Annotated in this window: 21 protein-coding genes and 1 pseudogene; 13 read left to right on the plus strand and 9 right to left on the minus strand. The window is 67.0% G+C overall.

Features of this window, described 5'->3' with window-relative positions; genetic code table 11:
* The first annotated feature begins 53 nt into the window (after positions 1-53).
* Positions 54-635 (plus strand): DUF1285 domain-containing protein, encoded by a 582-nt coding sequence (locus P1U75_RS15260; protein ID WP_300244918.1) that lies wholly within the window; start codon positions 54-56, stop codon positions 633-635.
* A 7-nt stretch (positions 636-642) separates the two neighbouring features.
* On the opposite strand, the gene P1U75_RS15265 is transcribed toward P1U75_RS15260, so the two are convergent.
* The 3 genes from P1U75_RS15265 to P1U75_RS15275 form a co-directional block, all read right to left on the minus strand.
* Complete coding sequence (locus P1U75_RS15265) at positions 643-1,344, minus strand: CpXC domain-containing protein (protein ID WP_300244919.1); 702 nt, start codon at positions 1,342-1,344, stop codon at positions 643-645.
* Between the two features lie 21 nt (positions 1,345-1,365).
* Positions 1,366-6,468: a hypothetical protein gene (locus P1U75_RS15270; RefSeq protein ID WP_300244920.1), complete on the minus strand. Its 5,103-nt coding sequence runs from the start codon at positions 6,466-6,468 to the stop codon at positions 1,366-1,368.
* Positions 6,469-6,595: 127 nt separating this feature from the next.
* A complete protein-coding gene (locus P1U75_RS15275) occupies positions 6,596-7,624 on the minus strand; it encodes an OmpA family protein (protein WP_300244921.1) in 1,029 nt (342 codons plus the stop codon).
* Between the two features lie 152 nt (positions 7,625-7,776).
* Between P1U75_RS15275 and P1U75_RS15280 the strand changes: the two genes are divergently transcribed.
* Positions 7,777-9,258, plus strand: a complete 1,482-nt coding sequence (locus P1U75_RS15280; protein WP_300244922.1) for a caspase family protein — start codon at positions 7,777-7,779, stop codon at positions 9,256-9,258.
* 3 nt (positions 9,259-9,261) lie between these two features.
* Here the strand turns inward: P1U75_RS15280 and P1U75_RS15285 are convergent, their stop codons facing one another.
* Genes P1U75_RS15285 through P1U75_RS15310 form a run of 6 tightly spaced genes read right to left on the minus strand, consistent with a single transcriptional unit; the run spans position 9,262 to position 14,380 of the window.
* Complete coding sequence (locus P1U75_RS15285; protein WP_300244923.1) at positions 9,262-10,785, minus strand: DUF4384 domain-containing protein; 1,524 nt, start codon at positions 10,783-10,785, stop codon at positions 9,262-9,264.
* Positions 10,782-11,192 carry a biopolymer transporter ExbD gene (locus P1U75_RS15290; protein WP_300244924.1) on the minus strand — a complete coding sequence of 137 codons (411 nt, stop codon included), beginning with the start codon at positions 11,190-11,192 and terminating at the stop codon, positions 10,782-10,784. The genes P1U75_RS15285 and P1U75_RS15290 overlap by 4 nt, the downstream gene beginning before the upstream one ends.
* Positions 11,189-11,617: a biopolymer transporter ExbD gene (locus P1U75_RS15295; protein WP_300244925.1), complete on the minus strand. Its 429-nt coding sequence runs from the start codon at positions 11,615-11,617 to the stop codon at positions 11,189-11,191. Before P1U75_RS15295 ends, P1U75_RS15290 begins: the two co-directional genes overlap by 4 nt.
* Before the next feature lie 16 nt (positions 11,618-11,633).
* On the minus strand, positions 11,634-12,257 hold the full coding sequence (locus tag P1U75_RS15300; RefSeq protein ID WP_300244926.1) for a MotA/TolQ/ExbB proton channel family protein: 624 nt from the start codon (positions 12,255-12,257) through the stop codon (positions 11,634-11,636).
* Between the two features lie 2 nt (positions 12,258-12,259).
* Positions 12,260-12,685, minus strand: a complete 426-nt coding sequence (locus tag P1U75_RS15305) for a hypothetical protein (protein WP_300244928.1) — start codon at positions 12,683-12,685, stop codon at positions 12,260-12,262.
* Positions 12,686-12,712: 27 nt separating this feature from the next.
* A complete protein-coding gene (locus P1U75_RS15310; RefSeq protein WP_300244929.1) occupies positions 12,713-14,380 on the minus strand; it encodes a hypothetical protein in 1,668 nt (555 codons plus the stop codon).
* 181 nt (positions 14,381-14,561) lie between these two features.
* Here P1U75_RS15310 and tssA point away from each other — a divergent pair, with 181 nt between their 5' ends.
* From tssA to tssB (P1U75_RS15365), 11 genes and pseudogenes are all read left to right on the plus strand, one after another.
* Positions 14,562-15,608, plus strand: coding sequence for a type VI secretion system protein TssA (tssA, locus tag P1U75_RS15315; RefSeq protein ID WP_300244930.1), 1,047 nt, complete (start codon positions 14,562-14,564; stop codon positions 15,606-15,608).
* Positions 15,609-15,678: 70 nt separating this feature from the next.
* The gene (gene tssB, locus P1U75_RS15320) at positions 15,679-16,200 is read left to right on the plus strand and encodes a type VI secretion system contractile sheath small subunit (protein WP_300244931.1); all 522 of its coding nucleotides are present in this window, start codon (positions 15,679-15,681) and stop codon (positions 16,198-16,200) included.
* Between the two features lie 9 nt (positions 16,201-16,209).
* Complete coding sequence (gene tssC, locus P1U75_RS15325; protein ID WP_300244932.1) at positions 16,210-17,706, plus strand: type VI secretion system contractile sheath large subunit; 1,497 nt, start codon at positions 16,210-16,212, stop codon at positions 17,704-17,706.
* Between the two features lie 72 nt (positions 17,707-17,778).
* Positions 17,779-18,279, plus strand: a complete 501-nt coding sequence (locus tag P1U75_RS15330) for a type VI secretion system tube protein Hcp (protein ID WP_300244934.1) — start codon at positions 17,779-17,781, stop codon at positions 18,277-18,279.
* A 79-nt stretch (positions 18,280-18,358) separates the two neighbouring features.
* Positions 18,359-19,171 carry a type VI secretion system accessory protein TagJ gene (locus P1U75_RS15335; protein ID WP_300244935.1) on the plus strand — a complete coding sequence of 271 codons (813 nt, stop codon included), beginning with the start codon at positions 18,359-18,361 and terminating at the stop codon, positions 19,169-19,171.
* Positions 19,164-19,661, plus strand: coding sequence for a type VI secretion system baseplate subunit TssE (gene tssE, locus P1U75_RS15340; RefSeq protein WP_300244936.1), 498 nt, complete (start codon positions 19,164-19,166; stop codon positions 19,659-19,661). The genes P1U75_RS15335 and tssE overlap by 8 nt, the downstream gene beginning before the upstream one ends.
* Positions 19,661-21,538 carry a type VI secretion system baseplate subunit TssF gene (tssF, locus tag P1U75_RS15345; RefSeq protein ID WP_300244937.1) on the plus strand — a complete coding sequence of 626 codons (1,878 nt, stop codon included), beginning with the start codon at positions 19,661-19,663 and terminating at the stop codon, positions 21,536-21,538. Before tssE ends, tssF begins: the two co-directional genes overlap by 1 nt.
* Positions 21,502-22,545 carry a type VI secretion system baseplate subunit TssG gene (gene tssG, locus P1U75_RS15350; protein WP_300244938.1) on the plus strand — a complete coding sequence of 348 codons (1,044 nt, stop codon included), beginning with the start codon at positions 21,502-21,504 and terminating at the stop codon, positions 22,543-22,545. The genes tssF and tssG overlap by 37 nt, the downstream gene beginning before the upstream one ends.
* A 29-nt stretch (positions 22,546-22,574) precedes the next feature.
* Positions 22,575-25,286, plus strand: coding sequence for a type VI secretion system ATPase TssH (tssH, locus tag P1U75_RS15355; protein WP_300244940.1), 2,712 nt, complete (start codon positions 22,575-22,577; stop codon positions 25,284-25,286).
* Positions 25,287-25,359: 73 nt separating this feature from the next.
* Positions 25,360-26,214: an ion transporter gene (locus tag P1U75_RS15360; protein ID WP_300244942.1), complete on the plus strand. Its 855-nt coding sequence runs from the start codon at positions 25,360-25,362 to the stop codon at positions 26,212-26,214.
* Positions 26,211-26,684 (plus strand): annotated as a pseudogene (tssB, locus tag P1U75_RS15365) (type VI secretion system contractile sheath small subunit); the annotation flags it as partial. The gene P1U75_RS15360 and the pseudogene tssB (P1U75_RS15365), both read left to right, overlap by 4 nt.
* Between the last annotated feature and the right edge of the window lie 156 nt (positions 26,685-26,840).

A 26,840-nucleotide genomic window follows, 5' to 3' on the forward strand; every position in this document is an offset into this window, starting at 1 on the left:
CAAGGGTCATATGTTAGGTTAGACTATAGCGCGCAACGGGAATGGCAAAACAGATGAGCGGACAAAAACCTGTGACACCTTCGCCGGAGGGCATCGCCGACGCGATGCGTGCCAGCAAAACGCGCGGTTTGCCGCCGGTGCACCTGTGGAATCCGCCGTTCTGCGGCGATCTGGACATGCGTATCGCCCGCGACGGCACCTGGTACTATCTCGGCTCGCCGATCGGGCGGCCGGCGCTGGTGAAGCTGTTTTCCTCGATTCTGAAGAAGGAGAACGGCAAGTATTTCCTTGTCACCCCGGTCGAGAAGGTGGGAATCACCGTCGAGGATGCCCCCTTTGTCGCGGTGGATGTCGAGGCAGAGGGCGAGGGCGCCGCACAGACCCTGCGGTTCACCACCCATGTGGGCGATGAGGTGACCGCCGGCCCCGACCACCCGATCCGGGTGGAGCGCGACCCGAAGACCGCAGAGCCCGCGCCCTATGTCCTGATCCGCGCCAACCTCGAGGCGCTGATCGACCGCAAGAGCTTTTACCGCTTGGTCGATCTCGGGGTGCATCACGATGGCTGGTTCGGGCTGTGGTCCTCGGGCGTGTTCTATCCGGTGATCCCCACGGCGGAACTGGACGCGGCCTGAACGGACCTCACTCGGCAGCGGCCCGCCCCTCGCCCATGAAGAGCTTTTGCATGTCCACAAAGGGGCCGTCGGCCAGTTGCGCGCGGATCGGGGCCCAGGCCTCGGGCGCCTCATCGATGGCGTCGTAGAGCGTGCGATCGGCGGCGAACCCGTTCATCGGCACCTCCTGCTCGGTCAGGATCCAGGCGAAATTCAGGGCGTCGCCCTCGACCGAGGTCACCCGCAGCTCCCGCCCCGGCCCCATGTCGGCCTGCGGCAGCCGCCGCATCAGGTCGAGCTTGAGTAACTCGACCGTGGTATCGTCCAGCCCCGCCGCGCGCAGCACCAGCTTTTCCACCAGCGCCGGCCAGCCGAACACCAGCCGCACGTCGAGGCCTTCGCCGATCTCGCGCGCCGAAGGCAGGGCGCGCGACCCGTAGGAGGTTTCGAACACCTCTGTGATCGCATCCTCGACCTCGATGTAATCGGGCATCATCCGGCCGGGAAACACCGCGATCCACAGCCCGGCGCCGACCTCGAGATAATTGAACTGCGGCTCCATCCGCACGATCTCGCCGCAGTCGGGGCAGGGCACCGTCTGGAACGTGCCGTCGAGGATCGCCTCGCGCAGGTCGGGCCGGCGGTCGGCGTTGACGCTGTCGCATTCGTCAAAGGCGATATCGGCGCCGCAGGTCGGGCAGGCGATGGCGGTGGATCTGAACAGGGACATGGCACGCGGTCCTTTCGGGGATCAAAGGTCTTCCAGCCAGGCGATGGCCGGGTGATTGTCCTTGAGCTTGCCGCTGTGAAAGGCGGCGTAAAGCTCAGAGAACCATTCGGCGGGCGCGCGGAACTGATAGCCGGTCACCCCCTTGGCCCGGGCCGAGGCAAGGTAGCTGACCCAATCGCCCTCCATCGCCTCGTGATAGGCGCGGTTGCCGATGGTACAGGCATCGGCCGAGACCTTGGTTTGCCACGGTGCGTTGCCCTCGCGTGCCCGGTCGACCCAGATCTCGCAATCGCGGCGGCGGCGATCCCATTCCTCGGCGTCGCAACCGCGTGGTTCCGGCACCGGCGGGGATGAGCCTTCGCCCATGATCATGTATTCGGCGACATAGGTGGGATCGAAATCGAACTTGCCCGCCACCGCCTCCGCCACCTTTCGGACGTCCGAGCGATAGTGGCGCCAGCCGCCAAAGGTATCGTTGTCCTCGCCCAGGTGCCCGGTCATGAAGCCGATCTTGTCGTCGACCGCATGGGCCACCTCGTGCAGCGTGTTCCAATTGAAGAAGCTGACCGGCTCGTCCTCCTTGGTCCGGTACAGGTCGTCCTGCGGGCCGAGTTCGGCCTCCTGGCTGATGCCGTAGATCGCACTGGTCTTGGCCTCGCCCTCGTGCATGGCGACGACCTTCGCGACATATTCGAAATACGAGCCGTCCTGCACCCCGCCGCGATGGGAGAACGACAGGAAACTGTCGTTGTCCAGCGTGTCGCTGCCGGGAAGGGCGGCCATCACCTCGTAGAACCGGCGCAGGTTGGGCGCGTCGCGGTCCATGTCGGTATCCTCGGTGATCTCTTTCACGAACTTGCCGCTGCCGTCGGGTACCCAGCGCTTGTTCGACAGGGTCAGATCGCAGCCGAACCGTTCCTTGAAGGCGACGGCGATGACCTTGCGCTGGATGTCCGGCTCCAGCGTGTTGATGATCCGGTCCAGCGCCTTGGTGCTTTCCACGTCCCCGAGAAAGGCGCGGATATCCTCGGGCGTGGGCACCTCGTTGGCGGCGAGCTTGAGCCGCAGTTCCGCCGCCGGGATCTGGGCGCGGGCCTTTTTCAGCTCGGCCGAGGCGCCCTTGTAATCCTGTGTAGCGGCCTTGGTTTCGGCCTCGTCCAGAGCGGCATGGACCAGGGCGATGTCGGGTTTCATCAGGTGCCGGTCGCGGTGCTTTTCCAGCCGGCTGTTCAGATCGAACCGGATCTGGTTGCGCTCGGCCACATAGGCGGCATGGGTGTCGAGCTCGGTGCGCAGGGCGCGCAGCGCCGAGATCGCCTGTTCCACGGTGTCGGTGCTGGCGCCGCGCCGGGCACGGTCGCGCCGGGCCTCGGCCATCGCCGCCTCGACCTGTGCCAGTTCATCCTCCACCGCGTCGCGCCGGGCGGCGTATTCGGGATGTTGCGCCAGCGTCGCGGCCAGCCCGCGCGCCAGTTCGGCGGCATCGCAAAGCTGGTCGAACTGCCCCATCTCCGAGGCGATGCCGCGGCAGTGATCGACCGCCTCGCCGACCTTGGCGCGGGCGGTCTCGAAGCTCTCCTCGACGCTGTCGCGGGCCTCCTGCAGCGCGGCCTGCACCCCGTCCAGCAGGGACTTCACATAGAGCGCCGAGGGGCGGCCGCGCAGCTGTTTGAAGGTGGCATCGGCGGCCTTGATCGACATTTTCAGATCGTCGGTGTCATCGGCGCCGACTGCCTTGATCGTGTCCAGCACCTCGCCAAAGGCGGCCTGCCCGTCCAGTGTCGCATCGGCAGTGGCACAATCCGAGACAAGCTCCTGAAACAGAGTGGTGGCCATGCGGAAATCGAACGCCGCCGCCTTGGCCAGCGCGTTGTCGCGCTTGCCCTCCAGCCTTGCGAACAGCGGCGCGATGGACGCGGTGTCGCGCGCGGCAACCTCTTGCAGCGCAGCCAGTGCTGCCTCGCGCGCGGCGACATGACGCTCGAACAGGTCGACCTCGTCCTCCAGCGCGTCGCAGGCGGCGACAAAGCCGTCGAGCTTGCGCAGGGCGCCGGCGAACTGATCCCGCGAGGCGTCCTTGATCGCGGCGTCATGGCGTGCCTTCAGCCCGGCGATGCGGTCGTGCGTCGGGCCCATCGCCGCGTCGTCGCGGTCCAGCAGCGACCGGATCGCGGTGTCGGCCTCTCGCTGGGCGGTCTGGTAGGCCGGGTAATCGGCGATTGCCTTGACCACCCGGTCGATCAGATAGGCGGTCCGCTCGATCTGGACATAGGCGGCGCGATAGGCGTGCTGCGCCATCAGGCGGTCGACGCCCTCGATGATCTCGGTCAGGCCGGTGATCTGGCTGGTCAGCGCGGGATGCGCGAATGCCTTTGCGCCGGTGTCGGTGTAGCGGCGTTTGTACGATTTCGTCGCGTCTTTGTAGTTTTCGGCAAGGTCGATGTAGGGCTGCAGCAATCCGTCGCCCTCCCTGGCCAGCGCCTTGACGCGGGCGGTGTCGCGCGCGACCAGGGCCTCTTCCATGCCGGTCTTGATCCGGTCGAGCCGGTCGATTTCGTCGCCCAGGCCGGGCGCGACATCGGATTTGCGCAGTTTCTTCAGAACGTATTTGAAATTGTCGCGGTTCGGTTTGTAGAGGGTCTCATAGACATCGCGGACCTGAACGGCGATGCCGATCTGCTTGTCCGCCTCGGCCAGTTCATCCAGTGCGCCGGCATAGTCGCGGGCATCGGCCAGCCGCTCGGCGGCACGTAGCCGGGTCTTGATCTCGTCCAGCTCGGGATCGAGGCTCTTGTCGACATTGTCACTCTTGATCACGCCTCGGTCGCGCTCGGTCTGCGCGGCCCTGTCCCGGTAGAGCAGGCTCATGTTGACCTGTGTCGCCACCTCCTTGCAGGCGGCGATGCCCTGTTGGACGCATTGCTTGGCGGCGGCCGGGTCGGCGGCCATCTGCGCGCGGCCGGATTCGGCGGTGCGGGCCGCGTCCTCCAGCCGGTCGGTGAACAGGTTATCGGCGTCGAAATTGGCCACCGCGCCCGCCACCTTCTGGAACTCGCCCAGGGCGGCGTCGAAGTCCCCGGCGAGGTTGGCGGTGTCCTGCATCCCGTCGATCTGGTCGGCGATCTCGGCGGCGCGGGTGCCTTTTTCCAGCTCTATCGCGGCATGGACCAGCAGCCGCACGGCGCCGCCCCAGTCGCCCGACTGGGTCGCCGACTGGGCGTTGGCCATGCTCTGCTGGGCGGTGGCGATGGCCTCGGCGGCCTGTTCACCACCGGTGGCGCCGCCCTGCAGCCGGGTGATCTCGGCTGTCAGATCCGCGTGTCGCTGCAGATAGTCCTGTGCCTGGTCGGCCAGCGTCATCTTTTCGGCATGCTGGTCCTTGAGCGCGATGGCGGCGGCCAGGGCGAGGCCGAAATCCTTGTCGGCACCGGTGGTATAATCCTTGATCCGCCGGTCATCATCCTTGAGGCGCTGGTAATACTCCTCGATCGCCCCCCGCCCGCCGGGGCCGAGCCGGCCCCGGGTTTCGCGGCGGCGCGCGGTGAACAGCGGGAATTCGGTGTTGAACTCGGTGATCCGGGCAATGGTCCTGTCGAGGGCCTTGATGTGGCCGGTCATCGCCTTGAACCTGTGCGACCCGCCCAGCAGGTCGCCGCCCATGACCAGGTCCTCGGCCTCTCGCAGAGAGTCGCGCATCAGGTCGATCTTGTCCGCGACCTTGTCGGTGACCGCCGCATCCATCGCGCCGTAGGCGGTGATCTTGTCATCGACCTTGGTGAAGTTACGGTTGTAATTATCCAGCGCCACCGACAGGCGGTCATAGACCGCGACCGCCGCCGGGATCGCGTCGAGCTTGCGCACGGCCTCGGCCATATCCTCGCCGTCGCGGGCCGCCTTTGCCTCGGTCATCAGGGCCAGCGCGGCCTCGATGGCGGTCTTGATCTGCGGCACCCCGTTGAAATTTCCCGGCGGCGGCAGCGCGTCCAGCATGGCCTGCCGGGTCGCCTCCATGGCGAGGTAGCGACCATAGTCGTCGGCCAGGTCCAGCAGCGCCACGGCGCTTGCCAGATGCGGCTGCAGATCAATGCGCGCGCCGGCGAAATCGCCGCCATCGACCTTGGCTTGCGCGCCCGCGTGGGCGGCGGCGATCGGATCGAACTTCGGCTTCACATAGGTCGGCTCGTCCTTGTGCGCATGGCCGGTGATCATGTCCCATGTCCGCAGGAACCGGCGTTCAAGGTCCTGCCAGGCGGTCTTGTCGTCGATCCGGGCATCGACCGCCGCGGCGGCGGCATCATAGGCGGTGCGGGCGACGGCTGCCCGTGCCGGCAGTTCGGCCGCGCCGACCTCGCCCGCCGCATCCAGGCGCCGGTCAACCCGGTCGAGAAGGGCCTCGATATCGCCGGGGATCGCGACGGCGGTAAACGCCCGGGTCGCCCGGTCGCGCAGTTGCAGCAACGCGTTGGAAATCTCGGTCAGATCGCGCCGGGCCTCCTGCACGGTGTCGGCCAGCCCCTCCTCGGCGCTTTCCCGGACCTCTGCCAGCACCTCGGCGCGCAGCTCGAACGGGTTGACGGTATCGGCCGCGTCGAGCAGCCCCGACAGCCGGTCGAGCGCCTTGACCGCCCCGTCCAGATCCTTGAGCGAATCCGTCTCCAGCCCGCTTTGATATTTTTCCTGCGCAAATCCCCAGACCAGGAGGATGTCGTCCTGGTTGTCGAAGGCCATCGCGTCGGGCCCGTCCCTGAGCGAGCCGAGCATCGCCTCGACCCGGTCGTGCACCGCATCGTATTTCTTGCCGGCCTCCTGCTGTTGCAGGCGGATCCAGGCGGTGGTGTTGACCTGATCGAGATGCGCCAGCCCGCCGTCGAAATCCGGCTTCTTCGGGTTGGCCTCGATGATCTGCTCGGCGCGGGCAAGCTCTGCCAGCAGGTCGGCGCGAATGCCGCCGTCCTCGATCTGCAGGATGCGTTCCTCGACGACCTCCCGGCGGACGTTGAACGCCCCGAATTCGCGTGCCGCCGCTTCGCGCCGCTTGCGGGCCTTCTTCTTGCCGATGCGTTTCGGCATGCGGATATAGGTGTTGATGAAATCGATCTGTTCGGGGGTCAGGCCTTCGGGCATCGGCGAGGCTCCAAATCAACCGCCGTCCTCCGGTTCGGAGGCCGACGCGAAAAAAAATCGAAAAAAGCGATGAATCAGACTGGCCCGGTCCGGTGATTCGGCGCAAGCACGCGCTGCACTTGCCCCGCTACTGCGCGACCGCGAATTCGATCCGGCGGTTCAGCGCCTTGTTCGCCGGGCTGCTGTTGGGCACCCGCGGCTTGCTTTCGCCGTGGCCCAGGGTGTGCAGCCGGGCCGGGTCGATGCCGCGGTCGGCCAGCGCCCTGGCCACGGCGTCGGCGCGGGCGCGGCTGAGCCTGAGGTTGGCCCCGGCGGCGCCGTCGGAATCGGTGTGCCCGGCGATCTCGATGCGCAGGCCCGCACAGGCCTTTGCGATCGCGCTCACCCGGTCCAGCGCCGGGGTGCTTTTCGAGGCCAGCCGGGCGCTGCCGGGGCCGAAAAAGATGCCGCCGGCGCGCGAGGCGGCGTCGAGCCGCTCAGAACACTCCTTCGGGTCGGCGCCCGCCGGCAAGGCCGCTGCGCCCTGCACGTCCGCCCCGGGCGCGCCGGCTTCGAACACCAGCGAAAAGCTGATCACGCCCACCGGCACCACCGACACCTCGGCGGCCTCTTCCAGCTTGGCGATGCCCTGCGCCATGCCGAATTTGGTCGCCGAAACCGGGATCGGCAGGACCGAGGCGACCTGAACCCGGTCCTCTGCCAACAGGGTCACCGCAACCCGCGCGGTGCCGCTTTGGGTCATGCCGTGCAGCGAGAGCGCGTAGTTCAGCTCGATCTCCTTTTGGCGCCGGGTCGGCAGATCGGCGAGGCGCGCGGCGTCGAGCTGCGCGGTGATCACCGCCTCGGGGTGCAGGAAGGTTTCGAACAGCATGAACCGCAGCCGCACGTTGCGCAGGTCGATGTCGGTCTCCACCGAGTCGAGCAGCACCCGCAGCTGTGCCTTGCCCTGTTCGGTGACCAGGCCGCTGAGCGTGGTGAAGCGGCTCGTCTCGGCCGTGTCGCCGTTCTTGATCGACAGGAACCGAAGCTCCGAGGCATCGGGATCCAGCCGCCAGCCGCCGTGGAACGGGCCACCTGCCTGGGCATGGGCGATCGAGGCCAGCGCCAGCAGCGGCAGGATCACGATCGTTGCGCAGAGGCGAAACAGGGCTCTCATGCCATCCTCCCTTGGCGGGCAGTGCCGGTGTCTCCGGCCAGACTAACTGCAATCTTGCCGGATGCCGATGAAAAAGCGATAGTTTCGTTACATTTGGTCCCGAACTGATATGGTCCGCGAGGGCAGGGGTCGGGCAGGAGCGGATTTTCCGAATGCGATTGAAAAAGCGCCTCTTTGTGCTGTCGTGGTTGGTGGCCGTCCTGCTGGTCGTGGCGATCGGGCCGGCGCGGGCGGAGCAGCGCCTTGCGCTGGTGATCGGCAACTCCGAATATGGCCGGGTGACCGCGCTCGACAACCCGGTGAACGACGCCCGGCTGATCGCCGCCGCGCTGGAGGGGCTGGGCTTCGAGGTGACGCTGATCCCCGATGCCAATCAGATCGCGATGAAGCGCGGTATCGCCCAGTTCGGCCGCGCCCTGCGCGAGGCGGGCAAGGAGGCCACCGGGCTGTTTTACTATGCGGGTCACGCGGTGCAGAGCTTTGGCACCAACTACCTGCTGCCGGTGGACACCGATCTGGCCGACGCGGCGGATCTCGACCTGGTGGCGGTCGAGGCGCAGTCAGTGCTGCGGCAGATGTATTCGGCCAGCAACCGCACCAATATCGTGATCCTCGATTCCTGCCGCAACAACCCGTTCTCGAACCTGCCGGTGTTCAACGACAACGGGCTGGCCGAGATGCAGGCGCCCACCGGCACCTTTCTGGCCTATGCCACCGAACCGGGCGGCGTGGCGCTGGACGGGATGGAGGGCAACAGCCCGTTCACCCGGGCGCTGGCGCAGCACCTGCGCGATCCCGGCCTGCCAATTGAGCAGCTGTTCAAGCAGGTGCGGATCCAGGTGCTGTCCGAAACCGGCGGCCAGCAGACGCCCTGGGATACCTCGTCGCTGACCAGCGATTTCTTCTTTTCCCGCGCCGCCGCGCCGCCCGACACGCTGGAGGAACTTCAGGTCTGGCGCAGCGTGCAGGCCTCGGGCGAGCCGGTGCAGCTGATGCTGTTCCTGCGTGCCTATCCGAACGGGGTCTATGCCGACGAGGCGCAGCGTCTGCTGGACGCGGTGATGGAGAACGAGCTGATCACCGGCAAGGCCAACGCGGCGGCGCCGTCGCGCGCCGGACCGTCGAAGTCCGAACAGGCGATGCTCGAAAAGGCGCAGCAGTCGGGATCGGTGGGCGAGTACCGCGGGTTCCTGGAGCGGTTTCCGAACAGCGTCTATGCCGAGTTCGTGCAGCAGGAGATCGCCGCGCTGCAACAGGGGGCTGCGACCGATCCCGAAGGACCGCCCGCCGCCAAGCCTGATACGCCGGACGCGGGCGCCGCCGCCCCCGGCGCCGAAGCGGGCCCGGTGACCTTTGCCAGCCCGCTGGTCTCGGACGATCCGGCGGTGTCGGGCAAGACCATGGCCGAGCTGATTGGCGCCAGCCCGTTGTTCCCGCCGGTCGAGGGGCTGCCCGACAGCTATTGGAAGGACAAGACCTGCGCCAGTTGCCACCAGTGGTCCAGGGACCGGCTGTGCGATCAGGGCCGGACCTATCTGGAGGCCTCCAAGACCCGCTCGCTCGACAAGCAGCACCCTTTCGGCGGGGTGCTGAAACGGGCGATGAAAAGCTGGGCCGCCGGGGGCTGCCAGTAGCCTCTATTTCTCGGACGTGCGGACAAAGAAATAGACCCACTCGCCCTTGAACCCCGGGTTGCGGGCGCGCGCCTCGGCGACCCGGCCCTTGAGCCAGTCAAGGTAGGGCGCCGCCGGTTCGGTCAGCGGCCGCAGCCCGTCGTAAAGCGGGTCGGAGGCGGCGAAGGCCACCGCGATCTCCTGCCCGAAGGGCGGGCCGATCAGCAGACGCAGCCCGGTCTCCCCGGCCGATTTCGCGCCGATCTGCAGGGCGCCTTGCGCCTCTGACCGGCGCAGTTCGGCGTAGTCGTTCGGTACCAGGTGCAGCACGTTGCCGCCCGCGTCGAAGTAATCGACATAGATCCACGCGGGGTAATCCGGCGCGGTCAGATCAAAGGACAGGGGATCGCCCGCGACATAGGAAAACACCCGCGCCTGCGTGCCCGCCCCGATCAGCCGGGGGTTGGTGATCTGGTCGGTGGATTGCGGCAGGCCGACCCCGGCGATGCCGGTCAGAGCGCCGCATTGCGGGCGCGGCAGCACCAGGATGTTGTCGGAAACCGCAATGTCGGCGCCCATCCGGTCGCGCAGGGCGGCCAGCACCGGCGCGCGCATGTCGGTCTCGGGTACATGGCCGTTGACCTGCAGCGTGGCGCTCTCGGGATCGAAGGCGACCTGGAGCCGTCCGCAGGGCACCCCGGAGAGCAGCCCGGCCACCCCGTCGCGCAGCGCCTGCGCCCCGGCGCCGGCCGCGTCCGGGCGGACAAAGCTCTGGAACGCGGCGAGCGAGACCGGATCGACCTCTCCGTCGCCACCCTGGAACGCCAGCGCGGCGGTCATCCTCTCGGGTTGCGGCGTGGCGGGTTCGGCGCGGGTCCCCTGGGCGCGCCCCGCCGCGAGCGGCCGGGCTTCGGGCGCCTGCTGCGTTGCGGCCTGGGTCGACGCGGCGGCGGGGGCGGCGGGCACTGCCGCCGGGGTTGTCGGGATCAGGTCGGCGGCAAGGGCCACCGCGGGCTGTATCCGGGCTGTTGAGGCGGGCCGCACCACCGCCGGGCGCACTTCGGCGGGCGTGGCGGCGAGGCCGGACAGTGGCGCATCGACAGGGCGGGCATCCTCTGCGGCAGCCTGTGCTGCGGTGACCCGGGTTGCGGTGGCGGCCGGTTCCACCGCCGTTTCGGGCCGCACCGACCCGGCGGCAAGCTCAAGCGGCGCGGCGTCGGCGGCCCGTGCCGCGTCCACCGGGACCGGGGCAGCCAAAGCCGCCTCTGTCCGGGCCGTTGCGGGCCGGGCCCGGCCGCGCGGGATCGCGCCCGCATCCACAGCCGCCCCTTCGGCGGTGCCTTCCCGCGCCGGGTCCGCTTCGGGCGCACGCTCCTGCGCCGCCACCCGTTCCAGCCGGTGCGCCTCGACGTTCAGCCGGGTTTCCGGCGGCTGCTGCTCCTCGACCGGACCAGGGCGGATCGTCAGCAGCACCAGCCCGAGCAGCACCCCATGCGCCAGCACCGAGGCGGTGACGCCGCCGACCCATATGACCGGGGACCGGCTCATCCCGGCGGGCCGGGGGTGACCACGAGCACCACGTCGCGCACCCCCATCGCCTCGGCCGCGCCCACCAGAGGCAGCACGTGGCGCAACTCGGCGTCGCGGTGGGCGTTCACCCGCAGCCGCAGGTCGGGAGCCTCGGCCAGCCGCCGGGCCAGCGCCGCGTCAAGCGTCGCCGCGTCGGGCAGCGGGGCGCCGTCCAGCGCCAGTTCCCCGGCCGCCCCGATCGAGAGCGTCGCGCCCCCGGCGGGCATGTCGGCGCCGCTGCCGGCCAGCGGCGGCATCACCTCGAACGGTGCGGTCGCGTCCATCCGTCCGATCAGCATGAAGAACACCAGCAGGAAGAACACCACGTCGATCAGCGCGACGATGGTTTCCGAATGCGGTGCCGGGCTGGGGCGGTTCAGCTTCATGGCCGCGCCTCCAACCGGATCACCCGCAGCCGCAGCGCCCCGGCCCCCGCCGCGGCATCCATCACCGAGACCAGCGCCTGCGTCGTCGCCGCGCCCGAGGGCAGCACGATCACCTGTGTCAAAGGCTGTTGTGCCAGAACCTCCGCCAACACCGCGGTCAGATCAGCACCCGGCATCGCCCGGCCACGCAGCACCGGCACCCCGTCGGCGCCCAGCCGGATCATTACCGTGCCGCCGCTGCCCTCACCGGAGGCGGCGGTCGGCGCCGGGGCTTCGGCCTGCCGCACCGCCGGGATCATGTCGAGGTTGAGATAGGTCGAGGTGACCATGAAAAAGACCAGAAGGATCAGCATCACGTCGATCATCGGCACCAGCGAGATCAGCGCGCGGGGTCGGGTCGGACGTTTCAGCGTGAGGCCAGCCATGACAGCACCCCCGAAGTCAAACCGGCGGGTTTTCGTCGATCAACAGCAGTTCGCCCACCGCGCTTTCGATCATCTGCGCAGCACTCTCGATCCGCGCGCTCAGCAGGCCCGCGCCCACCGCCGCCGGGATCGCCACCAGCAGCCCCGCCGCCGTGGTCAGCAGTGCCTGCCAGATGCCGCCCGCCAGCACCGAGGCATTGGCCGCCCCCTCGGCCATCTCCAACTCCTGGAACGACTGAATCATGCCCAGTACCGTGCCCAGCAACCCGAGCAGCGGCGAGATCACCGCGATCAGCTCGATGGTGCGGATCATGCCGGTCATCCGCGCCACTTCCCCGTTGCCGCGCCGCACCAGCTCGGCCTCGAGCCGGGGGCCGCGAAACCCCTTGGCCAGCGCCTGCATCGCAAAGGCGGTGACCCGGTCGGCGGGCGAACGGCCGGCGGCAACCGCCTGTTGCGCGCCGTGCTTGTCGCCCTCGCGCCACTGGCCGAACGCCTCGCCGCGTCGCGCGGCACCGCCCCGCACCGGCCAGAGCTGGATCACCTTGACCGCGATCAGCGTCAGCGAGAACAGCGACAGCATCGCCAGCAGGGCGATGATCGGCCCGCCCGTCCCCAGGCTTTCCCATGCGACCGGCATGGCTATTTCACCAGCGCCGCTTGGGTCTTGCTGGTCAGGTCGAGGATCTCGAAACAGTCCATCTCGTCCTCGTTCTGGGGGCGGCAGGCGGTCATCTCGTGCAGCAGGATCTCGGAGATGTCGGCGCAGGCGATCTGCGGGATCTCGAACAGCTTCAGCGTGGTGCGCGCGACCGGCAGCGGGGCGGCGTCGATCGACAAGAGCCGGTCGATCACGCCGCTTCCGTCAAGGATCGCCAGCGACATCTCGAACCCCTCGAAGCTCTTGCCGGTCTCGTTGCGGAACAGGAAAAAGGCGCGGCAACCGCCGCCCTCGATCTCCTCGGCCTTGTTCAGTTCCACGGTCAGCCTGCCGGTCTCGGCCCGGGCGGGCAGCGCCGCGATCAGGGCCAGCATCAGGCCGGCGACGAGGGGTTTGCGCGGTATCATCTGTGTCCTCCCAGGAAGTTCTGCGGTTCAGCTTTCCAGCGCGGTGCTGACCTCTTGCAGGGCGGTCAGCGCGCCGGACCGGATGTTGGTGCGGGCAAACCCGCTGTGATCGACCGCCTTGAAGAAATCAGTGTCCAGCAGGCCGCGGTAATCGGCGATGATCCCGCGCGCGGCCTTCTTCAGCCCGTCGCGCCGGTCGCCGTCGGGGGTCTCGACAAGCTGTTCCAGCGTGTCCTCCAGCGTGGTGTCGATGTCGTCGAGATAGTCGAACAGCACGCCGGATCGCGACGGCACGTCCTCCATCCCCTCGACGCCCGAGGTGGCCGCATCGATCGCCTTTTTCAGCGTTTCCAGGTCGCTGCGCAGGGTCTGGCGCGTCTTGATCCAGTTCAGCCGCGTGCGGGTGTAATCGGTGACATTCTCCGGGGCGGCCTCGCGCGCCTCTGCCGCGGCGGCGGTGGTCTCGGCACTCGCGGCGGCCTTGATCAGCGCCGCCACCCGGGTGGCTGCCGCCAGCGCCTTGTCGTAGTTCCCCGCAGCTGCCTGCTCCTGCGCATAGCCGAAAAAACGGTTGATTGCCGCCAGATCGCCGCGTTTCTCGGCGATCAACCTGTCGATGGCTGGTTGCAAGCGGGCCTCGGCCATCTGCCATTTCGCCTGTTGCGGATCGTCGGGCGCGGCGGCGGCCTCCGGCGTCGCGTCCACCGGCGGCGCGCTGCGGATCTTGTTCACCGCCGCCTCGATCCGTCCCAACAGATCGTCGGCCCCGGCCAGATCGCCGGCCCTGAGCCGCTTGGCCGCGCTTGTCAGCGCCGTGGTCAGCTTGCCGCCGGCGGGTTCCGGCAGATCGGCGATCACCCCCTTGAGGGCGCCGGCCCGGGCCACCAGCCGGCGCATGTCGTCGGCGCCCCCGGTCGCGGCGGCTGGTTCAGGGGCGGGTTCAGGGGCGGGGGTCCCCCCTCCCGTCCCGGCGCCCAATCGCTGTGCGGCCTTTTCCAGCGCCGCCACCGTGCGCTCTGCGCCCGCCATGTCACCCGATTTGATCAGCGCCACTGCCTGCGCGGCGGCCTTCTTCAGCTTGCCGGCAACAGCCGCAGGGGCCGAGGTGACCGCAGGTTGCAGCGCCTTCAGCCGGGATGCGAGCTCTGCCGCGGAGGGGCCTGCCGGCGGCGCCTCTTCCCTTGTATCCGGCGCGGGATCTGCCGCCCGAGGCTCCGTTGTTGTCTCTGCCGCTTGCGGCGCTGAGGCGGCCTCCTCTTCGGTCGCCTCCTTGGCGGCGGCGGCATCGCCCTCCCCGGCCGCCTCATCCGCCTCGTCCTCTTTCCAGGCGGGATCGTCCGGCAGATCCTCGATGTCGCTTTCCAACACATTGCCGCTGGCGTCCATCACCAGGATATTGACCTGCACCTTTTGCGACTTGAGATACTTCTTCAGCACCTTGGCCAGCGCCGGAACGACCTTTTCGCAGGTCAGTTCCATGGTCTTCCCCTTCACCTCGAAGGTTCCGAAGGCGACCTTGGATCCCGCACCCTCTTTCTTGGCGACCTTCGCGATGACGTCGGGCTTTTTGCGCCGGTCGATCAGGATGGTGTGGTCGTTCTTCTGCCCCGGGCAAAAGGCGAAGGACAGCCGCTTCTTCTTGCCCAGCTTGACCAGTTTCTTGAGCTCGTCGCCCTCGACCTTCTGATCCGCCATGGCCCCGGCTCCCCCCCGAAATCGAAACGAAATACAATTGACTTTGAGGAAACGATAAGGCTGACTTATGGTCAAGATATTGTTTTCTGACGTTAAGCGAAACGACGGGCACGCCGCAATTCAGCGCGGTGGCAAAACAAGAACCCGCGTGATCGCATCGAACCGACTGGGGAGGTTCTGAATGGATCTGGCTGTTCTTCTACAGTCAAAGAGTGACGATTCGCCCAGCGGGGAGAATCTGGAATACGATCCGGTCTTCACCGAGATGGAGCTTGCCGCCCAGCCCGGCGAAGAGGTTCAGGTCGGCGACGAGATCCACGCCGCCGAGGATCCCGAGTATGCCGAGGTCCGCGAAAAGGCGCTCCAGGTGCTGGAGCGCAGCCACGATCTGCGCGCCGCGGTTTTCCTGGCCGACGCGGTGCTGCATGGCGACGACGGGCTGACCGGGTTTGCCGATGTGACCGGCTATATTCGCGGCTGCCTCGAGGAGTTCTGGGACAGTTGCCACCCCGAACTGGACGAGGATGACGGCGATCCCACCATGCGGATCAACGCGGTGCAGGATCTGTGCGGCCAGCCCGGCGGCATGGGCGGGCCTTCGCCCGCCTACCGCTCGCTGCGGCGGGTGGCGCTGACCGACAGCCGCGGCTTCGGCCGGTTCTCCCTGCGCGACATCGAGGTCGCCGAGGGGCAGGTGACGGCGCCGTCCGACATGGACACCATCCCCGACACCGCCGGCATATCGGCGGCGTTTCAGGACACCGACGATGCTGTTCTCGAGGGATTGCTGGACGCCGCCAAACGCGCCGAGGAGAACGTGCGCGCCATATCGGATGTCTTTTCCGAACGCACGCCGGGGCAGGGCCCCGAGCTTGATCCGCTGATCAAGCTGACGCGCCAGATCGTCAAGCGGCTGTCGGACTATGCCGGCGACGAGGACAGCACGGATGAGGGTGAAGCCGGCGAGGCGGCGGATGGGCTTTCGGACGGGCCGGCTGCGGGCGGCGGCAGGGCGGTGGGGGGCATCAACTCCCCCTCCGACGTGTCCAATGCGCTGGACCGCATCATTGCCTATTACCGGCGCGCCGAACCCTCCAGCCCGTTGCCGCTGCTCCTGGAGCGGGCCAAGCGGCTGGTGAACGCGGATTTTCTCACGATCATGCAGGACATGGCGCCGGGCGGTATCGACAACGTGCATCTGATCGGCGGGATCGAAGACGAAGACTGAGCGCCGCCTCGCCCCGGCCAGGGGAAAGGTGCGGAACGAACGGGACAATTCAGGGATTAAGGAGCACTAGATGGCAGACAGCTCACAAAAGTTCATAGCACGCAACCGCGCGCCACGGGTGCAGATCGAATACGACGTCGAGCTTTACGGCGCCCAGAAGAAGGTTCAGCTTCCCTTTGTCATGGGGGTGATGAGCGACCTGGCGGGCAAGTCCGAGGTGGCACAGCCCGCAGTGGCGGACCGCAAGTTCCTCGAGATCGACGTCGACAACTTCGACGACCGGATGAAGTCGATGGCCCCCCGCGTGGCCTATACCGTGCCGAACACGCTGACCGGAGAGGGCAACCTCGCCGTCGACATCACTTTCGAGAGCATGGACGATTTCTCGCCCGCCGCGATCGCCCGCAAGGTCGAACCGCTGCGCGAACTGCTCGAGGCGCGCACCCAGTTGTCGAACCTGATGACCTACATGGACGGCAAGACCGGCGCCGAGGACCTGATCGGCAAGATCATCCAGGACCCGGCGCTGCTCAAGACTCTGGCCGCCCAGCCCGCCCCGAAATCCGACAGCGCTGACGAAGCAGAAGAATAGGAGCATCCGATGGCCGAAGAACAAGTCCAGACGGAAGCCGGTGGTGAGGCGACAGCATTCGGATCGTCCGAATTCGCCAACCTGCTGCAAAAGGAATTCCGCCCGAAATCCGACCAGGCCAAGACGGCGGTGGAATCCGCGGTCAAGACCCTGGCCGAACAGGCCCTTGCCAATACCAACCTGATCTCGGACGACGCCCTGAAATCGATCGAGAGCATCGTCGCCGAGATCGACAAGAAGCTGACCGAACAGGTCAACCACGTGCTGCACCACGAAGAGTTCCAGCAGATGGAAAGCGCGTGGCGCGGGCTGCACTATCTCGTCAACAACACCGAGACCGACGAGCAGCTCAAGATCCGGGTCATGAACATCTCCAAGAAGGACATGCACAAGACCCTGCGCAAGTTCAAAGGCACCGCCTGGGACCAGTCGCCGATCTTCAAGAAACTCTACGAGGAGGAGTTCGGCCAGTTCGGTGGTGAGCCCTATGGTTCGCTGGTGGCCGATTATCATTTCGACCATTCGCCGCCCGACATCGAGCTTCTGGGCGAGATGTCAAAGATCGCCGCGGCGGCCCATGCGCCGCTGATCACCGGGGCGAAACCGTCGCTGTTCCAGATGGACAGCTGGTCGGAGCTGGCCAATCCGCGCGATCTGACCAAGATCTTCCAGACACCGGAATACGCCGCCTGGCGCAGCCTGCGCGAAAGCGAGGATTCCAAATACGTGGGCCTTGCGATGCCGCGTTTCCTCGGACGGCTGCCCTATGGCTCCAAGACCGACCCGGTCGAGGAATTCGCCTTCGAGGAGGATACCGAGGGCGCCGACAGCAACAAGTACGGCTGGGTCAACGCCGCCTACGGCATGGCGACCAACATCACCCGGTCGTTCAAGACCTACGGCTGGTGCTCGCGCATCCGCGGCGTGGAATCCGGCGGTGCGCTGACCGAACTGCCCAGCCATACCTTCCCCACCGACGACGGCGGCGTGGATCAGAAGTGCCCGACCGAGATCGCGATCTCCGACCGGCGCGAGGCGGAACTGGCCAAGAACGGCATGATGCCGCTGATCCACCGCAAGAACTCCGACGTCGCCGCCTTCATCGGGGCGCAGTCGCTGCACAAGCCGGCGGAATACGACGATCCCGACGCCACCGCCAACGCCAACCTCGGCGCGCGGCTGCCCTATCTCTTCGCCACCTGCCGCTTTGCCCATTACCTCAAGTGCATGGTCCGCGACAAAGTGGGGTCGTTCAAGAGCCGACAGGACATGGAGGGTTGGCTGCAGGACTGGATCAACCAGTACGTCGACTTCAACGCCGAAATCTCGTCCGAGAACGAAAAGGCGCGCAAGCCGCTGGCGGCAGCCGAGGTCGTGGTCGAGGAGGTCGAGGGCAACCCGGGCTATTACAGTTCGAAGTTCTTCCTGCGACCGCACTATCAGCTCGAAGGATTGTCGGTGTCGCTCCGGCTGGTGTCCAAACTGCCATCTGAAAAGGGCGCCTGACCGGGATCATTCCCCGGCCGGGTGCAAGGAATTTCAACCCGCCAACTAACTTTATAATGAAAGGATAAGACAATGGCTGCCAATATGTTCGTCCAGATCTCCGACATCACCGGGGATGCCACCGAGGATGTGCACAAGAAGTGGATCGTGATCCAGTCCGCCAGCTGGAACGTCGAGCGCGCGGTCGAAATGACCGATCTCGGCTCGACCCAGCGGGGACATGCAAACTCGAACTTCGGCAAGATCGAGGTAACCTCGCAGATGGGCAAGGCGTCCAACGATATCGCTCTGTCGGTTGCCAACGGCACCGTGCGCCCCGAGATCATCATGCATTGGTGCCGGTCGGGCGACAGCGCCTCCTCCGGCCTGCTGGTCTACTCGATCTGGAAGATGAAGCATGTCGTGATCGACAGCTACGCGATCTCGGCCAGCGAGGACGGAATCCCGGAGGAAACCTGGTCAATGGCCTATGTCGCGCTCGAGCACGAGTACAAGTCGACCGACCAGAAAACCGGCAAGCTCAGCACCGAGAACACCTTCAAGTGGAACGTGCAGACCGGCAAGGTCGAGTGATCCTGCGGCCTGCGTCCCGGGCCATTGGCGGTCCGAGACCCAGGCCGCCCATTGATACCGCCTCAGCGGAGCACGCCAGATGACACCCGAAGAGCACCTCAAGACGGGGGACCTCGACCTTGCCTTGAAGGCATTGCAGGACAAGATTCGCGCCGACCCCGCCGACGCCAGGCTCCGGGTCTTCTTGTTCCAGCTTTTGTGCGTGATGGGCGACTGGAACCGTGCGATCAAGCAGCTCAAGCTCAGCGCCGAGCTTGACGAGGGCGCCACGATGATGGCCCAGACCTACCGCGAGGCGATCATCTGCGAGGTCTATCGCGACAAGGTCTTTGCCGGCGAGAAGGAGCCGATGATCTTCGGCGAGCCGCAGGAATGGCTGGCCTTGCTGATCGAGGCGCAGAAAACCCTGGCCCAGGGCCGCCCGGACGAGGCGGCCGCGCTGCGCGCGCGTGCCTTCGACGCGGCCCCGGCGGCCTCCGGCACCCTCAACGGCGAACCGTTCGACTGGGTCGCCGATGCCGACATGCGGCTTGGCCCGGTGCTGGAGATCATCATCAACGGGCGCTACTTCTGGCTGCCCTTCGCGGCGATTGCGGAACTGGAGATCGACGAGCCCGGCGATCTGCGCGATGCGGTCTGGACCGCCGGCACTCTGCGGCTGGCCAATGGCGGTGAACTCGCCGTCCTGATCCCGACCCGCTATCCCGGCACCACCGCAAGCGGCGACAGCGCGGCGATGCTGGCGCGGGCGACAAGCTGGGCCGACGCCGGCGCCGAGACCTATGTCGGCACCGGCCAGCGCCTGCTGGCGACTGACCGGTCCGATATCGCGCTGCTGGATCTGCGCAGCCTGGTCATGGACGGCGCCGGGGGCGCGCCCGGCGATGGCTGACAAGACCCTCTCCGACCGTCTGCAACCCTCGCTGCTCGATCGGCTGACCGACCATGATCCAGGCAACCCGAAAGAGGGGCGCGACGCCCGGGTGATCGACCTTGTGCGCCTGCGCGAGATCATCCAGCGCGACCTGTCCTGGCTGCTCAACACCAACAACATCGCCAACATGATCGACACCGAGGCGCATCCGCATGTCGCCCGTTCGGTGGTGAACTACGGGCTGCAGGAAATCTCGGGCGAGTATTCGACCGAAGAGCGCGCCGAACTCATCCGCCGGTCGATCGAGACCGCGATCTCGGTGTTCGAGCCGAGGATCATCTCCGGCTCGGTCGACGTCCGCATCAGCCCAGACGACCGCGGCGGAGAGATGACCGTCGCGCTCGACATCCGCGCCGACATGTGGGCGCAGCCGCTGCCGCTGGAGCTGTTCCTGCGCAGCCAGGTCGATCTCACCACCGGCGAGGTCGAAGTGGAGCGGAGCGCGTAATGGACACAAGGCTCACCAAACACTACGAGAACGAGCTGATGTACCTGCGCGACATGGGCGCGGAGTTCGCCGCCGCCTATCCCAAGATCGCATCGCGGTTGGGTATGGAGGGGATCGAGGTGCTCGACCCCTATGTCGAGCGGCTGCTCGAAGGGACCGCCTTTCTCTCGGCGCGGGTTCAGCTCGAGCTGGAGCTGCAATACCCCAATTTCACCTCCAACCTGCTGGAAATCGTTTATCCGCATTACCTCGCGCCGGCGCCCTCGATGATGATCGCGGCCTTCGAGCCCGACATCGCCAACGCCGCGCTCAAGGACGGCTACCTTCTGCCGCGCAGCACCGTGCTGCGCAGCCGCCTGATGGAGGGGGAGCAGACCCCCTGCGAATACCGCACCGCCGCGGATCTGACCATCTGGCCGATCGAGATCGCCGAGGCCGAGTATATCCACGGCCGCGGCGACCTGGTCGCCGCCGGCGTCGCCGGGCAGAGCAAGGCGCGCGCCGCCATCCGCCTGCGCCTGCGCCGCCGCGACGGCGAGCCGATCCGGGAACTGGGGATGGACAACCTGGTGCTCTATCTCGACGGCGCCGCGGGCAATTCCTGGCAGCTGCTGGAGACGCTCTGCACCCAGGCGGAGGGGCTCACCGGGCGGTCCACCGACCGCCGCGCCGACTGGACCCTGCCCTTGCCCGATGGCCAGGTGGTGCAACGCGGGTTCGAGCCGCAAGAGGCGCTGCTGCCGATCCCGCGCCGGGTGTTCGAGGGCTATCGCCTGCTGCAGGAATATTTCGCCATGCCCGAGCGGTTCCTGTTCACCGACCTTCAGGGGCTGCGCCCGGCGCTGAAACGCGCCGCCGGGGCGGACGTGGACATCTACATCCTGCTGCGCGAGGGGCATCGCGACCTGGCCCCGATGATCGTGCCCGAGGCATTTACCCTGAACGCGGTTCCGGCGGTCAACCTCTTTCCCAAGCGCTGCGACCGGGTGCTGCTCTCCGGGCATGATACCGAGCATCACATCGTTCCCAACCGCACCGCCGGGCTGGATTACGAGATCTACGCGCTGCAAAACGTGACCGGCATCAGCGGCGAGGGCGAAGAGGACGTGACCTTCCGCCCGTTCTATTCCGCCACCGATTTCACCGCCGCCGGTGAATCCCACCCGGCCTATTACACCCTGCGCCGCCGCATGCGTCAGCGCAGCGAGAAAGAGCGGCTGCGCGGCGTGCGTACCTCCTACCTGGGGTCCGAGGTCTATGTCTCGCTGGTCGATCGGGCGCAGGCGCCCTATCCGGCCGACCTGGACCAGCTTGCGGTTCAGGCGCTCTGCACCAACCGCGACCTGCCGCTGCTGCTGTCGACCGGCGACTCCGACGTGTTCCAGCTGCCCGAGGGCGGCCCGGTGAAGTCGATCCGCCTGCCGGTCTCGCCGACCCGGCCGCATCCGACCCTGGCCCAGGGCGACACAGCCTGGCGGCTGATCAGCCATCTCAGCCTGAACTACGCCTCGATCACCGATGCCGGACAGGGCAGCGCGGCCGAGGCGCTGCGCGAGCTTGTGGGCCTTTACGCGCCGCTGGGAAACCGGGTCACCGAGAAACAGCTCGAAGGCATCAATTCGGTCACCAGCCGCCCGATCGTGCGCCGGGTCAGCGACGAGGTGCTTTCGACGGCGGTGCGCGGGCTCGAGATCACCATCAATTTTGACGAGAGCTTTTTCGAGGGGTCGAGCATCTACGCCCTCGGCGCGGTGCTGGAGCGGTTCTTTCGCCGCTACGCCACGCTCAACAGTTTTACGGAAACCGTTTTGACCACACAGAAACGCGGGGAAATTGCCAGATGGCGACCGGAAAAGGGCCTGGGCCGGATCATCTGAGCCACTTTGAAAGGCTGACGCGCGAACCGGAAAAGCATCACGTTTTTCAGGCCCTTCGTGTGATCGAGGCGGCCTTTCCCGAGGCCCCCCGCCTGGGCGAAAGCCGCCGCCCCCGCCAGGACAGGGTGCGGCTGGGCCAGCGGCCCGAGCTGTCGTTTCCGACCTCGACCATCGCCGAGTTCACACCGCCGAAGGGGGACCAGCCGGGGCGGCTGACCAACCGGTTCTTCGGTCTGTTCGGGCCGCAGGGCCCGCTGCCGCTGCATATTACCGAATATGTCCGCGACCGGCTGCGCAATCACCGCGATCCCACCTTCGTCGCCTTTGCCGACATGCTCACCCATCGGCTGATGGGGCTGCTCTACCGCGCATGGACGGCGGGACAGCCGGCCGCCAGTTTCGACCGTGGCGACGACCCGATGTCGCGCAAGGTGGCGGCGCTGGCGGGGTATCACGCCGACCACCTGCACGACCGCGACGCGCTGCCGGATCTGGCCAAGTTGCATTTCGCCGGCCTGCTGGCGCAGGGGCCCAAGAACGCGGCGGGGCTGGAATCCATGCTCGCCGCCTTTTTCGAGGTGCCGGTGAAGGTGCAGCAATTCGTCGGCTCCTGGCTGGAGCTGGAGCCGGACGACCGCTGGCAACTGGGCGCCGCCGCCGGGCTGGGCCGCTCCACCAGCATCGGTGACCGGGTCTGGAGCCGGGCGGCCAAGTTCCGCCTGCGGATCGGCCCGCTGAAGATCAAGGACTACGAGCGGCTGCTGCCCGGCGGCGCCGCGCAGGAACGGTTGAGGGCGCTGGTGCGCACCTATGCCGGCGACGCGCTGGACTGGGACATCAACATGATCCTCGCCGGCGACGAGGTGCCGCGCGCCAGCCTCGGCGGCTCCACCCGGCTGGGTCACACCAGCTGGATCGGCAGCCGCCGCGATTTCGACACCGACCGCCCCGACGCCGAGGATCTGTTCCTCTATCCCGGCGCCGGGCCGGAACACAGGCCGCTCTGACGGTCGCGAACGACAGGGAAGGATTTGCGATGACCGAGATCAGCCGCGTTGCACTGTTCGGAAAGCTGAACAGGCAGGGATACCAGGCCGTCGAGAGCGCGACGGTGTTCTGCAAGATGCGGGGCAACCCCTATGTCGAGGTGGTGCACTGGATGCACCAGATCCTCAACGGGCAGGACAGCGACCTGCACCGCATAATCCGGCACTACGACCTTGATCCGGGCAAGATCGCGACGGAGCTGACCCGCGCGCTCGACGCGCTGCCGCGCGGTGCCTCGACCATCTCGGACCTTTCAGATCACCTGATGGACGCGATGGAACGTGGCTGGGTCTGGGGTTCGCTGCTCTATTCCTCCTCCCAGGTGCGCACCGGGCATCTGCTGCTGGGCATGCTGAAGACACCCAGCCTGCGCAACATCCTCGCCACCATGTCGCCGGAACTGGCCAAGATTGGGGCCGACGATCTGGCCGACAATTACGCCGCCGCGACCGACGGCTCTCCGGAAGAGGGGCAGCGGCCGCAGGACGGGTCCGTCACCGGCGGCGGCGCCGAGCCGGGCGAAGCCTCTTCCGCCCGCGCCCCGGCGCAGATGGGCCAGGGCGAGGCGTTGGAGCAGTTCTGCACCGACCTCACCGAACAGGCCCGCAACGGCGAGATCGACCCGATCGTCGGCCGCGACGAGGAGATTCGCCAGATCGTCGACATCCTGATGCGGCGACGCCAGAACAACCCGATCCTCACCGGCGAGGCCGGGGTCGGCAAGACGGCGGTGGTCGAGGGGTTCGCCCTGCGCATCGCCCGCGGCGACGTGCCCCCGGCGCTCAAGGACGTGCGCCTGCTGATGCTCGATGTGGGCCTGCTTCAGGCCGGCGCCAGCATGAAGGGCGAGTTCGAGAACCGCCTGAAACAGGTGATCGAAGAGGTGCAGTCCAGCCCGACGCCCATCGTCATGTTCGTGGACGAGACCCATACGCTGGTCGGCGCGGGTGGTGCTGCCGGCACCGGCGACGCGGCCAACCTGCTGAAACCGGCGCTGGCGCGCGGCACCCTGCGCACCATCGGCGCCACCACCTGGGCCGAGTACAAGAAATACATCGAAAAAGATCCCGCGCTGACCCGCCGGTTCCAGGTGGTGCAGGTGGAGGAACCGGGCATCCCCAAGGCAATCCTGATGATGCGCGGCATCGCCTCGATGCTGGAAAAGCACCACCGGGTGCAGATCCTCGACGAGGGGATCGAGGCCGCCGTCACCCTCTCGGCGCGCTACATCCCGGCCCGGCAACTGCCCGACAAATCGGTCAGCCTGCTCGATACCGCCTGCGCCCGCGTCGCGGTCAGCCAGCACGCGGTGCCCGCCGAGGTGGACGACAGCCGCCGCCGGATCGAGGCGCTGACAACCGAGCTGGAGATCATCGGCCGCGACGAGACCGCCGGCTATGACGTGGCTGACCGGCGCGAGGCGGTGAGTGCCGCGAAAGACTCCGAGGAGGGCCGTCTGGCCACGCTCACCGAACGCTGGGACGCCGAGAAATCGGTGGTCGAATCCATCCTCGACCTGCGCGCCCGCCTTCGCGAGGGCGGTGCCCCGGTCGAGGGCGAGGAGGCCACCAGCGAAGAGGCCGCCGCCGCCAGCCCGCTCAGCGCCGAGGAGCGTGCCACGCTGCTGGAGGAGTTGAAGGCGAAGAACGCCGAACTGATCACTGTCCAGGGCGACAGCCCGCTTATCCTGCCGATCGTCGATCACCAGGCGGTGGCCAGCGTCGTCGGCGACTGGACCGGCATCCCGGTGGGCCGCATGGTCCGCGACGAGATCGACACCATCCTGCACCTGGAAGACCACCTGGCCAAGCGGGTGATCGGCCAGGACCACGCGATGAAGATGATCGCCAAGCGCATCCAGACCAGCCGCGCCGGGCTGGATAACCCGTCGAAACCCATCGGGGTCTTCATGCTCGCCGGCACCTCCGGCGTGGGCAAGACCGAGACCGCGCTGGCGCTGGCCGAGATCCTGTATGGTGGCGAACAGAACGTCATCACCATCAACATGTCCGAATACCAGGAGGCGCATACCGTCTCCTCGCTCAAGGGCGCGCCGCCGGGATATGTCGGCTACGGCGAGGGCGGCGTGCTGACCGAGGCGGTGCGGCGCAAACCCTATTCGGTGGTGCTGCTCGACGAGGTGGAAAAGGCCCACCCGGACGTGCACGAGCTGTTCTTCCAGGTCTTCGACAAGGGCGTGATGGAGGATGGCGAGGGCCGCGTCATCGACTTCAAGAACACGCTGATCCTGCTCACCACCAATGTCGGGACCGAGCTGATCATGGATCTGTGCTCCGACCCCGATCTGCTGCCGGAACCCGAGGGCATCGGCAAGGCGCTGCGCGATCCGCTGCTCAAGGTGTTCCCGCCGGCGCTGCTCGGGCGGCTGGTGACGATCCCCTACTACCCGTTGACGCCGGACATGCTGGGCCAGATCACAAGGCTGCAACTGGGCCGTATCCAGAAACGTGTGGCCGAGGCGCATGGCGTGCCGCTCACCTTTACCGACGCGGTGGTCGAGGCCATTGTCGACCGCTGCCAGGAGCTCGACTCCGGCGGCCGCATGATCGACGCCATCGTCACCAATACCATGCTGCCCGACATCTCGGCCGAGTTTCTGCGCCGGATGATGGAGGGCCACGAGGTGGCCAAGGTCGAGATCGACGTGACCGACGGCGAATTCACCTACGCCTTCGACTGAACGACAAGGAAAGGGCGACCGCGCCCCGGGCGGCGGCGCGGTCGCCCGGTTCCCCGGACAGGGAGAACCGGGTTTGAACACGACGGACACGGCAACAGCGACAACGCTTCGGGACAGGGCCCGCGCCATAGTGGAGCGCGACAGTGTGCATTATGCCATCCTCGGCGTGATCATCTTCAACGCGATCACCCTGGGCATGTCCACCTCGCAGACCCTCCGCGCCGAGATCGGCGGTGTGCTGACAATGATCGACCGCGCCGTGCTGACCTTTTTCGTGATCGAGCTGACGCTGAAATTCTACGCCTACGGGCTGCGGTTTTTCACCAACGCCTGGAACGTCTTCGACCTCGTGGTGGTCGGGCTCGGGCTGCTGCCCAGCTCCTCGGGGCTGTCGGCGCTGCGCGGGCTGCGGGTGATCCGGGCGATGCGCCTTCTCTCGGTGATCCCGCAGATGCGCGCGGTGGTTCAGGCGCTCTTGGACGCGCTGCCGGGCATGGGGGCGGTGATCATCATGATCTCGATCGTGTTCTACGTCTTCGGGGTGATGGCGACGCTGATGTACGGCGCCGCCTTCGATCCCTGGTTCGGCACGCTGGGCCGGTCGCTCTATTCGCTGTTCCAGATCATGACGCTGGAAAGCTGGTCGATGGGCATCGTCCGCCCGGTGATGGAGCGGTTCCCGATGGCCTGGCTGTTCTTCGTGCCGTTCATCGTGATCACCGCCTTTTCCGTGCTCAACCTCTTCATCGGCCTGCTGGTCAACACCATGCAATCCGCGGTGGAGGAAGAGGCCGAGGCCGAGTTCGAGCAGCTGCGCGACCTGGTGCGCACGGAAACCGATCAGGTCGATGCCCATGTCCTTGAATTGCACGCCGAGCTCAAGGCGCTGCGCGCCGAACTGGCCGAGCTGAAAGGGCCCCGATCATGAGCGGCAACTCGCAGAAATTCATCGCCCGCAACCGTGCGCCACGGGTGCAGATCGAGTACGATGTGGAGCTTTACGGGTCGGAAAAAAAGGTTCAGCTGCCCTTTGTCATGGGGGTGCTGAGCGATCTGGCGGGCAAGTCGCGGGTCGAACAGCCCGCCATCGCCGACCGCAAGTTCCTGGAGATCGACACCGATAACTTTGACGACCGGATGAAGGCGATGGCCCCCCGCGTGGCCTTTTCGGTGCCCAATACTCTGACCGGCGACGGCAATCTGGCCGTGGACCTGACCTTCGAGAAGATGTCCGATTTCTCCCCCGCCGCCATCGCGTCCAAGGTCGATGCGCTGCGCCCGCTGCTCGAGGCGCGGACCCAGCTCGCCAACCTGATGGCCTACATGGACGGCAAGGCGGGCGCAGAGGCGCTGATCGAGCGGATCCTGACCGACCCGTCACTGCTCACCGCGCTCTCCGATCCCGAAAGCGGCGCGGAGCACGCCGCCGCATTCGACAGCCTGCGCACGCTCACCCCGGCCGAGGACGAACCGAGGGACGCCGCCGCGTCCGTGCTCGAAGGCCTGCGCGCCGCCGCCCCGATGGAGGCCCCGGAAGAGGACATGGCCGGCGGG

Source organism: Antarcticimicrobium sp. (genome assembly GCF_029212575.1).
Taxonomy (GTDB): domain Bacteria; phylum Pseudomonadota; class Alphaproteobacteria; order Rhodobacterales; family Rhodobacteraceae; genus Antarcticimicrobium.